General features: G+C 63.7%; 12 protein-coding genes. 7 read left to right on the top strand and 5 right to left on the bottom strand.

Annotation, left to right across the window (positions count from 1 at the left end):
• Positions 1-189 (bottom strand): hypothetical protein (locus MU848_RS15530; RefSeq protein WP_247234015.1); only part of this gene is annotated, 189 nt, incomplete at its 3' end.
• A 141-nt stretch (positions 190-330) separates the two neighbouring features.
• On the opposite strand from MU848_RS15530, the gene MU848_RS15525 reads away from it, so the two are divergent.
• A complete protein-coding gene (locus MU848_RS15525; protein WP_247234014.1) occupies positions 331-822 on the top strand; it encodes an Lrp/AsnC family transcriptional regulator in 492 nt (163 codons plus the stop codon).
• Positions 819-1,343: an Lrp/AsnC family transcriptional regulator gene (locus MU848_RS15520; protein ID WP_247234012.1), complete on the top strand. Its 525-nt coding sequence runs from the start codon at positions 819-821 to the stop codon at positions 1,341-1,343. The genes MU848_RS15525 and MU848_RS15520 overlap by 4 nt, the downstream gene beginning before the upstream one ends.
• Here the strand turns inward: MU848_RS15520 and MU848_RS15515 are convergent.
• The 3 genes from MU848_RS15515 to MU848_RS15505 form a co-directional block, all read right to left on the bottom strand.
• On the bottom strand, positions 1,315-2,496 hold the full coding sequence (locus MU848_RS15515) for a dicarboxylate/amino acid:cation symporter (protein WP_247234010.1): 1,182 nt from the start codon (positions 2,494-2,496) through the stop codon (positions 1,315-1,317). The genes MU848_RS15520 and MU848_RS15515 overlap by 29 nt on opposite strands.
• 26 nt (positions 2,497-2,522) lie before the next feature.
• Positions 2,523-3,545 (bottom strand): methyltransferase, encoded by a 1,023-nt coding sequence (locus MU848_RS15510; protein ID WP_247234008.1) that lies wholly within the window; start codon positions 3,543-3,545, stop codon positions 2,523-2,525.
• A gap of 153 nt (positions 3,546-3,698) precedes the next feature.
• Positions 3,699-4,343 (bottom strand): TetR/AcrR family transcriptional regulator, encoded by a 645-nt coding sequence (locus tag MU848_RS15505; RefSeq protein ID WP_247234006.1) that lies wholly within the window; start codon positions 4,341-4,343, stop codon positions 3,699-3,701.
• Between the two features lie 139 nt (positions 4,344-4,482).
• Here MU848_RS15505 and MU848_RS15500 point away from each other — a divergent pair, with 139 nt between their 5' ends.
• Together MU848_RS15500 and MU848_RS15495 are read left to right on the top strand one after the other, a co-directional pair.
• The gene (locus MU848_RS15500) at positions 4,483-4,890 is read left to right on the top strand and encodes a VOC family protein (protein WP_247234004.1); all 408 of its coding nucleotides are present in this window, start codon (positions 4,483-4,485) and stop codon (positions 4,888-4,890) included.
• Between the two features lie 178 nt (positions 4,891-5,068).
• On the top strand, positions 5,069-5,740 hold the full coding sequence (locus tag MU848_RS15495) for a TetR/AcrR family transcriptional regulator (protein WP_247234002.1): 672 nt from the start codon (positions 5,069-5,071) through the stop codon (positions 5,738-5,740).
• A 43-nt stretch (positions 5,741-5,783) separates the two neighbouring features.
• Here the strand turns inward: MU848_RS15495 and MU848_RS15490 are convergent, their stop codons facing one another.
• Positions 5,784-6,071, bottom strand: coding sequence for a hypothetical protein (locus tag MU848_RS15490; protein ID WP_201516139.1), 288 nt, complete (start codon positions 6,069-6,071; stop codon positions 5,784-5,786).
• Positions 6,072-6,246: 175 nt separating this feature from the next.
• Here MU848_RS15490 and MU848_RS15485 point away from each other — a divergent pair, with 175 nt between their 5' ends.
• The 3 genes from MU848_RS15485 to MU848_RS15475 all read left to right on the top strand — a co-directional run bounded on the left by MU848_RS15485 (position 6,247) and on the right by MU848_RS15475 (position 9,576).
• A complete protein-coding gene (locus MU848_RS15485) occupies positions 6,247-7,185 on the top strand; it encodes a ThuA domain-containing protein (RefSeq protein ID WP_247234000.1) in 939 nt (312 codons plus the stop codon).
• Between the two features lie 111 nt (positions 7,186-7,296).
• Positions 7,297-8,481, top strand: a complete 1,185-nt coding sequence (locus MU848_RS15480; RefSeq protein WP_247233998.1) for an acetyl-CoA C-acyltransferase — start codon at positions 7,297-7,299, stop codon at positions 8,479-8,481.
• Between the two features lie 78 nt (positions 8,482-8,559).
• Entirely contained in the window at positions 8,560-9,576 is a 1,017-nt protein-coding gene (locus MU848_RS15475; RefSeq protein ID WP_247233996.1) for a zinc-binding alcohol dehydrogenase family protein, read from the top strand.
• Positions 9,577-9,739: the final 163 nt, after the last annotated feature.

Here is a 9,739-nt window from a genome sequence, read left to right as displayed (position 1 = left end):
GCAAAAACAAATAGACGCAGGAATACCACCACAACAACGCGCAAAGAACGCGGTGGATTGCGTGAGGGCATTGCTGGACCAGTGAGGCCGCGGGAGGGCCGTCGAGATTGGATGGTAGATGGCGGATTTTTTTCGCATAGCTGAACCACCCGTTTCATACGCATCGTCATGATGGATGATCGTTGCCATCAAAACATGCGGCGTGACGGTGCGCAGAACTGTGCATTGTTGAAGACCGGGCGGCCACGGCCAGTCATCCGCTCCCGGCCGTCAGGTGGCACTCTGAACTCCTGCACGCTATAACCCGCGCATCTACGGGAGGCATGGGGAATGCAGATACGGAATGGGCGGATGGCAGCGCCGCCCGCACTGGATGCACTGGACAACAGCATTATCGACATATTGCGGACCAATGGGCGGGCAACCAACCAGGACATTGCGCAGCAATTGTCGGTGACCGCCGCTACCGTTTCGGCACGGTTGCAGAAGATGGAGGATGCGCGGGCGATGCGTGTCGTCGCGGTGACCGACTTCGCGGCAAGGGGGTATAATGTCATCATTGCCGTCGGCGTCAGGGTGCAGGGGCGTGGCATTCAGGAAGTGGGACGCGACCTTGCCAAATTCCCCGAAGTGCTGAGCGTCAATGCCATGAACGGGGGTTATGATCTGGAGCTGATGGTGGCGCTCCATGATTTTTCCGAGGTTCAGGAATTTCTCTACGACCATATCTCCGGCATCGACGGTGTGGCGCAGATTGATTCCGGCGTGGCGGTGGACATCGTCAAATATGAGTTCAACGTCGTGCCGCTGGGGCCGACATGAGCGCGCCGCTGCTGGATCCGCTGGACCGGAGGATCGTGGACAAGCTGTCCTTCGATGCGCGCATTTCGAACCGGGCGATTGCTGCTGAACTGGGCGTCACGGAAGGTACGATCCGGGCGCGGATAAAGCGGTTGCAGAATGAGGGGCTGATCCATTTCACGGTGGTGACGGATTTCCGCCTCGCGGGGTCGCCCAACCTTTGCATGATGGGGATCAACGCCGATCCGTCGCAGGTGACGGCGATCGCGGAGCAATTGAGGCGGATGCCGGAGATCAATTGCGTCGTGCTGCTGCTGGGCCGGTTCAATTTGCTGGCGATGGGCCTTTTCACGAATATCGAGCAGCTGAATGACCTGGTTTCGGCCAAGATTCGTACCCTGCCTGGAGTGCAGCGGGTGGAGACGGGGATTTCCGTGCATAATCTGAAATATGAGGCGGGAGTGGCGCGGATTACGCAAATGCCAAAAGGAAATAGCGAAATAAACGCGATTTCTAGGAAGAAGGTCGTTGCGGTGGCGTAACGATGAAGGCGGCGGCGATGTCGTTGGTGACGTTGCCGACGGTGCGGAAGAGGTCGGGGATCGCCTCTATCGCCAGGAGTAACGGCAGCGCCGTCACGGGCACGCCAGCGGCGATGCAGACGGGGGCGATCGTCGCGAAGAAGGAGACTTGCGCGGGAAGGCCGACCGCGCCGAGGCTGACGGGCACGGCGACGAGGGCGATCAGCGCCAGGGTGGCGATGCCGATCGCTACGCCATGCATGTGGCCGAGATAGATGGCGACAGCGACGTTCGCGGCGACGCTGGAGGCGCGGAACAGCGACACGGCCATCGGCAGGACGATGGCGGCGGTTTCTTCCGGAACGTCGAGGTCGCGGGCAGCGTCCACCATGACGGGCAGCGTTGCGAGCGAGGATTGCGTGCCGAGCGCGACGGCCTGGGCCGGAAGGGCCGATCGGGCGAAACGGAGGGGAGAGCGGCGCCCGGCCACAGCTGCCCAGATATAGGCGAGCAGCGTCGCGGCAAGGCAGCAGGCAGCGACGACCCCGATATATTGGGCAAAGGCACCCACCGCGCCGACGCCGAGCTTCGCGCCCGCGCCGAAGGCCAAGGCCGCGATGCCGATGGGCGCGACGGCCAGCACCCAACCGACGATGACCAGCATGGTTTCGACAAGGCCGGTCAGGAGCCTGAGCAAGGCGTCGGCCAGATCCTGGGTGATGCGCGCGATGGCAAAGCCGAAGAAGATCGCGAAGACGACCAGCGGCACCATGGCCGTTTCAACGGCGGCCTTGAGCGGGTTTGCGGGGATGATGCCGCTGTACCATGCGCTCTGCGGCGGAGGGGGCGGCGGGGCCCCGACCGGCGCGAAACCCTGCGCGACTGGCCAGAGCCGCAATAGCCCCTCCGCCATAAACGCCGCGCAGACCGAAGCTGCCGTCAGCATCAGCGCGAAGAGGATGAGGGCGCGGCCCGCGATGCTGCCAGCAGCGGCGTTGCGAGAGGCCGAAGCGATGCCGGTGACGAGCAAGCCGAAGACCAGCGGCACGACCGTCATGGTCAGCGCATCGAGCCAGAGGCTGCCGACCGGCTGAAGAATGGTCCCAAGGGTCTGCTGCAGCGGCCCGCTGGTAATGATGCCCGCCGCCAGGCCGAGGACAAGGCCAGCCAGCAAGTGCAGGGGTCGTGCCTTTACGGAGATCAATTCGAGGCCGCCCGGCGTTCGATCACTGCGGAGATCAGCGCGATGCGCTCGACATCGGCATAGGCGGGGTTTTCCAGCTCCTCGCCGAACACGTCCGGATCGATTTCGGCATAGCGCAGCAGGCAGCCATGCTCTTGCGCAAGGCTGGAAAGGCGCACCTTCAGTTCGTCGTTGCCGCCGACGATAGCGCTGCCGGTGTAAAGGATGAAGCGGCCGTCATCAGCCAGCCGGGGCACGGCCTGCCGCGCCATCGTCAGTGATATTTCAGCCCCGTGCATGCCGCCGCCGTCGCGATAGGCGCGGCCTGCGGAGTCGACGATATAGGGCGGGTTGGCGAGGAGCAGATCGAACGTTCCGCCGATCGGCGACAAATCCCCAGCCTCGCAGAAGTGCGCATCGACACCAGCCGCCTGCGCGTTGATCCGGGCGAGGCGGAGCGCAGCGGGATTGACGTCGGTCATGATGATTTCGACGCGCGGGCAATGATGCGCGGCGACGATGCCGCCGACGCCCGCGCCCGTCCCCATGTCGACAAGCCGTGCGCCGTCGCGCTGCGGGCATCGGGACAGTTCATCGCTGATCAGCCGGGCGAAGCGGTAACTGTCCGGCCCGAAGAAGATCGCGTCCTGATCATCGGTGGGATAGGCGGAATGCAGCAGCAGATCAGGGCCGAGCGACGACACGCGGAAGCGGCTTTTGAGGCCGTCGCCATGCTGTTCGAGCGCTCTCGCTCGGTCGAGAATATGGAGCAGTTCGGGCTCAAGCAGATCGGCGTCGAATGGCAGCGACCAGCCGAACACGTCGCGCAGGTCGTGGGCGCGGCGCAGTGGCGCGCGTTCGATCAGGCGTGCATGTGTCGCGGGGGTGGGGGTGATGAAATGATAGCCGCGCGCCTTGAGCAGGGCGAGCAGGTCCAGCAGGGCGGCCGCTCTGCCGTCAGTATCCGCGACAGACGGGTTCCAGCCCTGTTCCTGCGACGGATCATCATCAAATAGCGCCCCCGATGCCATTTGCTCCATGCATCATTCTCCCTTCCGGCTAGAGAACGCCGGGAACGGCCTATCGGGTCCGGGGCGGGCTCCAGGGGCGTTCAGGAGCACCTGGACTTGCTATCTGGCGCTGCGGAGGCAGCGGGACCCCGGGTCAAGCCCGGGGTGACGGAGAAGGAGCCTTCAAAGGCCCGCGTCATTGCCGCGAAGGCTGGGGGCGATGCCGTTCAGGAAGAGTTGGGTCACAAATCGCGCGTGCGCGGCCATTTCGTCGGGCGTCAGGGGAGGACCACCGAACAACAGGCGGCGTTGCCATTCGCCAAAGGCCATGGCGACGAACTGCTTGGCGAAGTTGCGGCTATCCGCTTCCGCGACGCCTTCCTTTTCCAGCAGTTCCGCGACCGGGCTGACCTGATGCCGTTCGAACTGGTGGCGGGCGATCTGGCGCAGTTCGTCAAATTCGCCGCCCTCCCGATAGATGAGGCGCGCGATGCGGGTGCTGCGCGTGGATGAAAGCTGGCGCTGCATCTCCGTTGCGTAGGTGACGAGCCGGGTGTGCAGGTCGCCTTCAAGGTCGGGCAGGTCAGGCATCAGCTGCGCGCCCGAATGTTCCAGGCTGGCTTCGAAAAGAGCCAGCTTGTCGGGAAAGTGATTGTAGAGCGTTCGGCTCGACACCTCAGCCTTTTCCGCGATGTCGCGCAGGGATGCGGCGTGGAAGCCGGAGCGCGCAAATTCCTCAAGCGCGACGAGGATCAGGTTCATGCGCTTTTGTTCGGCCACCTCCGCCGTCGGGCGGCCCGCACGCCTCTTGATACGCACTTCATTCATCTTTTGCCTCGTCGCGCAGCCGGAGAAGAATGGCAAGCATAGTAATGATTGACTAATTACACGATAATGTGAAAATTCCCTGATCGATTCCGGCGGGAGCCGGAAATGTGAAGAGCGGAAATCAACCCGGGAGAGAATGATGGAACTGCCTTTTGGTGCGGAACAGGATATCGACTTCATGTTCCTGAAGTTGGTCGTCCATGACATCGGGAAGTCCGAAGCCTTCTACAAATCCGTGTTCGGGCTGGTGGAAATGAACCGGATGGACGCGAAGATCACTGGGCGCGATGTCGTCGAAATCGTTTATCAGCCGACCTACAAGGGCGGTCCGCTGTTCATCCTGGCGAGCTTTCCCGAGGACGTGCAGCCTGCCAATAATGAATCCATCATCGGCTTTGCGAGCGGAGACCTTAGCGCCTGTTTGCAACGCGTCGAGAAGGCGGGGGGCACGGTGGTGGAAGACCGGGAGGTTCCCGGCTTTGGGCGCCATGCCTTCGTCAAGGACCCTGAAGGGCATCTCCTTCAGATCAGCCAGCGGCAGGGCTGAGCGGGTTGTTCTTGAAGGCGGGCCGCAACCGGGGCGCGACGTTGCGTCCCGGAATGCGGCCCGATTACCGATACGGTCCGGGGCACCAGAGACTTTGCTTGTGATGCCAAATCAAACCGACATAAGGAGGCGTCGGATTTAGGTTTTTGGACAGAGCATGCCGCGCACGGGAAAAGGGATGGAAAAGGCTGACGCTGGCGAGGCGAAAGCGGCCGGGCAGCACGCCGCCGCGCGCCGGACGGGGAGGCCGCCGAACAAGAAGGCGGGCCAGATTGATGAAGCCATCCTGACGGCGGCGCGGGACCTGTTCCTGTCGACGGGGTATGAAGCGACGTCGATGGAGGCGGTGGCCCAGGCGGCGGCGGTGTCGAAACGAACGCTCTACGCGCGCCATCCGACCAAGGAAGCGCTGATGAAAGCGGTGGTCGAGGACCGGGTTCAGCGATGGTCGAGCGATGCCAGCGCGGGCAATGCGGACCTGCCGGAGCCATTTCCCGACCGGCTGAAGCGCCATGCGCAGATTTTGATGGAGTCGCTGGGCAATCCCGAAGTGGCGCAGTTCGACCGGCTGATCCTGACCACCGCGTCACGCTTTCCGGAGATCGCGCAGAGCTTTTATCAGATCGGCTATCGCTATGAGCTTCAGTTCCTGACCAGCGAGATCGTCGCAGGGACGAAGGACGACCTGGCGCCGCCGGTCGATCCCGAGCGCGTGGCGCGGCAGTTGCTCAGCATGATACAGGGTTGGCGCAGGACGGAAGAAACGATCCGGGAGGTGAGCCGGGAAGAGGCCGCGCGCTTTGCCGCCGATGCGGTGGATGTCCTGCTGCGCGGACGGGAAAGCTGGTGATCGGGCTGGCCGGGATGAACCACCCCGGCCAGAAAAGCGGTGATTATTTCTTGGCGGGGAGCTTCGCGAGGTCTGCGTCGATGGCGGCAAGAACCTTGTCCGTGATGTCATCGGGCGAATATTGCTGAATATCCTTGAGCGTCATCGCGCGGGCCATGTCGACCTGATCATTGGTGGTCATGCCGGGGACGTGCTTTTCTAGGACAGCCTTGGCGGCCGGATCGTCGAGCAGTGTGCCGAGTTCGGTCGAAGCGGTGGAGTAGGCCGTCTGCGCGAAGGCGGGCATGGGCGACATTGCAATCAGGGCCGCCGCGATCATCCAGTTCTTCATCATGGTCTCCGTTTAACTGTGGCGAGAAACTATTGCAGCATTGCGGACAACGCAACGCACATGTTTACTTCTGCCCGAATATCCGGATATGCCTTTCGCGCTGCTGAACGTGGCTGGGTTTAGGGACCGTGCTTCTGAAGGCAGGGCGCTGACAAGCATGAAGGGGGATGATGGGATGGCGAAGGGTAGAAGCAAGGCGTGGCGTGTCATCAAATGGGTGGCGATCATCGTCCTGCTGGCGGTAGCCATCCTGGTGGCGATGACCGTGCGGGCAATTGGTCCGGGTAATTTTGGACGCATCGTGCTGGGCGTGGGCGCGAGTTATGACGAGACGCCGCCTATCCTGCCTGCGCTGTCGGACAAGGCGATCCTCATCTTTTCCAAGACCAATGGCTTTCGCGACGATGAGCAGATCGTGGCGGCGAACCGCGCGATTGCGGAGATCGCGAAGCAGCGGGGGTGGAGCAGCTACACGACCGAAAATGCGGCGGTGTTCAATCCCGCGCAGTTGAAGCGGTTCAAGGCGGTGGTGTGGAGCAGCGTCAGCGGCGACGTGCTGACGCCGGCACAGCGTGACGCTTTTCGTGCCTGGCTGGAAAAGGGCGGCGGCTTTGTCGGGCTGCACGGCGCTGGCGGTGATCCGCAATATGCGTGGCGCTGGTATGTCGAAAATCTGATCGGCGCGCAGTTCATCGGCCATATCATGGGTCCACAGTTTCAGGAGGCGACGCTGAAAGTCGAGGATCGCGATCATCCCGCGACCCGCGACCTGCCCAGGACGTGGCGGCGGACGGATGAATGGTACAGCTTCGACGCGAGCCCGCGCGCCAAGGGCTATCGCATCCTCGTCACCATCGATGAGAAAAGCTACAGTCCGCTGCAAAAGCTGACATCCTTCACCAAGGCGAAGGACATCCGCATGGGCGCGGATCACCCGATGGTGTGGACGCATTGCGTGGGCGATGGCCGCGCCTTCTATTCGGCGCTGGGCCATGCTGCGTCGACCTATGGCGAGCCGCTGCATCGCAAGATGATCGGAGGGGCGATCGCCTGGGCGGCGGGGCTGGAGGGGTCGCACTGTGCTGGCGGCAGGGAGGTTCTGCCCGCGCGCTGAACCACTTTCCTGATCGTCGGGATGATGCATAAGGAGCGCCAGGTTCCTATATCGAGCCAGACGATGGCCGGGGCGCTGCACCGCCCCTGCCGACAGGTAAAGGAAAATGCCATGCAGGATGATCCTGTTGTGATTGCTGGCTATGCCCGGACGCCCATGGGCGGCTTTCAGGGTGTGCTATCGCCGCTGAAGGCCACTGATCTGGGCGCTACGGCGGTGAAGGCCGCGATGGAGCGGGCAGGGGCCCCGGTGGATGCGATCGACCGCATCTATATGGGCTGCGTATTGCCTGCGGGGCTGGGTCAGGCGCCCGCGCGGCAGGCGGCTCTGGGTGCGGGGCTCGGCCTCAATACGGAGGCCACCACCGTCAACAAGATGTGCGGTTCGGGCATGCAGGCAGCGATCATGGCGCAGGAGGCGCTGATGGCGGGGGCGGCCGATCTGGTCGTCGCGGGCGGCATGGAAAGCATGACCAACGCCCCCTATGCGCTGCCAAAGCACCGGTCGGGCGCACGGATCGGCCATGACCGGATCATCGACACGATGATGATGGACGGGCTGGAAGATGCCTATGAGCCGGGCAAGGCGATGGGCGTCTTTGCCGAGGACGCGGTGCGCGACTATCAGTTCACCCGCGCCGAGCAGGATGCCTATGCGGTGCGATCGCTGGAACGGGCACAGGCGGCGATCGCGAGCGGCGCTTTCCGGCGGGAGATTGCCGCGGTGACGGTGCCCGGACGTGGCGGCGATACTGTGGTCGACACGGACGAGCAGCCGGGAAAGGCGCGGCCGGACAAGATTCCGTCGCTCAAGCCCGCTTTCGTTGCCGATGGGACGATCACGGCGGCGAACAGCTCCTCCATTTCCGATGGCGCGGCGGCGCTCGTGATGACGCGGCGGAGCGTGGCCGAGCGGCTGGGGCTGCCGGTGATCGCAACGGTCGTCGCAAGCGCTGCCCATGCGCATGAACCGTCGCGCTTTACGACGGCGCCGGTCCCGGCAATGCGCAAGCTGCTGGAAAAGGCGGGCTGGCAGGTGGAGGATGTCGATCTGTTCGAGGTGAACGAAGCCTTTGCCGTGGTGGCGATGATCGCGGCAAAGGAGCTTGGCATTCTGGCTGACAAGCTGAACGTGAATGGCGGCGCCACCGCGCTGGGGCATCCGATCGGCGCGTCGGGCGCGCGCATCGTGGCGACGCTGCTGGCCGCATTGCAGGAGCGCGGGCTTAAGCGCGGGGTGGCGAGCCTGTGCATTGGTGGCGGGGAAGCGACGGCGATGGCGCTGGAACTGGCCTGACATAGCGGGCGGCTTTCCTTTTCGCCGGAAGCCGGTAAGCGGGTGGCGGATGATCGGCTTTTGGGGAGCAGGCTGGGCATGAAGGCGGTGGGTTTCAGGCAGGGCGGCCCGATCGATCGGGAGGATGCGCTGATCGACATCGAGGTCGCCGATCCGTCGCCCGGCCCGCGCGACCTGATCGTCCGTGTCCATGCCGTGTCGGTGAACCCGGTCGATACGAAGCTGCGTGGCGGCGCCAAGCCTGCGGGCGAGCCGATGGTGCTGGGTTATGATGCGGCTGGCGTGGTGGAGGCCGTTGGCCCGGAAGTGACGCTGTTCGCGCCGGGCGACGAGGTCTTCCATGCGGGCACGGTCAAGCGGCCTGGGACCAACGCTGAATTGCATGCGGTTGACGAACGCCTGGTTGGCCGCAAGCCACGCTCGATCGACTTTGCGCAAGCGGCGGCGCTGCCCCTGACGGGGCTGACAGCTTGGGAACTGCTGTTCGACCGGCTGCGCGTCCTGCGCGGCGGGGGTGAGGGGCAGTCGATCCTGATCGTCAATGGCGCGGGCGGCGTCGGTTCGATGCTGGTGCAGCTGGCCCGGCAGCTGACGAAGCTACGCGTCATCGCGACCGCATCGCGCGCCGAGAGCATCGCATGGGTGAGGCAGATGGGCGCGCATGACGTGATCGACCATCGTGCCCCGCTGCATGACGGGCTGAGCGGGATCGGTGTAAAATCGGTTGATTTCATCGCCAGCCTGGCCGCCAGCGACTGGCATCTGCCCGCCTATGCCCGCATCATCGCGCCGCAGGGCAGTCTGGCCGTTATCGATGACGTGAAGAGCTTCGACATCGTGCCGCTGCGGCAGAAGTCGGTCACGGTGGCGTGGGAAGGCGTGTTCACGCGCTCCATCTATGGAACGTCCGACATGGTCGAGCAGCATCATGCCTTGTGCGAGATCGCGCGGCTGGTGGACGAGGGCGTGTTGCAGGGTACGATGACACGCGATCTGGGACCGATGAGCGCGGCGGCGCTGAGGCAGGCGCATGCGCTGGTGGAAACGGGCACGGCCATCGGCAAGCTGGTTCTTCGGGGCATCCCGAAGAGCTGAATCCAGAGCAGATTCCGATCCGATGGCATCGGTTCGGCTGCTCTAAAATTTCGCTTTTTACCGCGTTTTCCGGGCCAGCAGATGATTTCATCTGCCTGGAAAACGCTTGTCTTATGACATTGCGGTCCGTTTGGGCCATGCTGGATTGCCCGGGCCGGGGTGG

Source organism: Sphingobium agri (genome assembly GCF_023051225.1).
Lineage (GTDB): Bacteria > Pseudomonadota > Alphaproteobacteria > Sphingomonadales > Sphingomonadaceae > Sphingobium > Sphingobium agri.
The sequence above is the reverse complement of the archived record's forward strand: the minus strand, read 5'-3'. Positions and strand labels throughout refer to the sequence as shown.

What these genes read in the sequence shown, in the direction of transcription:
- MU848_RS15525 (WP_247234014.1), top strand. Translation starts at nt 331, where the DNA reads ATGCAGATACGGAATGGGCGGATGGCAGCGCCGCCCGCACTGGATGCA.
- MU848_RS15520 (WP_247234012.1), top strand. Translation starts at nt 819, where the DNA reads ATGAGCGCGCCGCTGCTGGATCCGCTGGACCGGAGGATCGTGGACAAG.
- MU848_RS15510 (WP_247234008.1), bottom strand. Translation starts at nt 3,545, where the DNA reads ATGGAGCAAATGGCATCGGGGGCGCTATTTGATGATGATCCGTCGCAG.
- MU848_RS15505 (WP_247234006.1), bottom strand. Translation starts at nt 4,343, where the DNA reads ATGAATGAAGTGCGTATCAAGAGGCGTGCGGGCCGCCCGACGGCGGAG.
- MU848_RS15500 (WP_247234004.1), top strand. Translation starts at nt 4,483, where the DNA reads ATGGAACTGCCTTTTGGTGCGGAACAGGATATCGACTTCATGTTCCTG.
- MU848_RS15495 (WP_247234002.1), top strand. Translation starts at nt 5,069, where the DNA reads ATGGAAAAGGCTGACGCTGGCGAGGCGAAAGCGGCCGGGCAGCACGCC.
- MU848_RS15490 (WP_201516139.1), bottom strand. Translation starts at nt 6,071, where the DNA reads ATGAAGAACTGGATGATCGCGGCGGCCCTGATTGCAATGTCGCCCATG.
- MU848_RS15485 (WP_247234000.1), top strand. Translation starts at nt 6,247, where the DNA reads ATGGCGAAGGGTAGAAGCAAGGCGTGGCGTGTCATCAAATGGGTGGCG.
- MU848_RS15480 (WP_247233998.1), top strand. Translation starts at nt 7,297, where the DNA reads ATGCAGGATGATCCTGTTGTGATTGCTGGCTATGCCCGGACGCCCATG.
- MU848_RS15475 (WP_247233996.1), top strand. Translation starts at nt 8,560, where the DNA reads ATGAAGGCGGTGGGTTTCAGGCAGGGCGGCCCGATCGATCGGGAGGAT.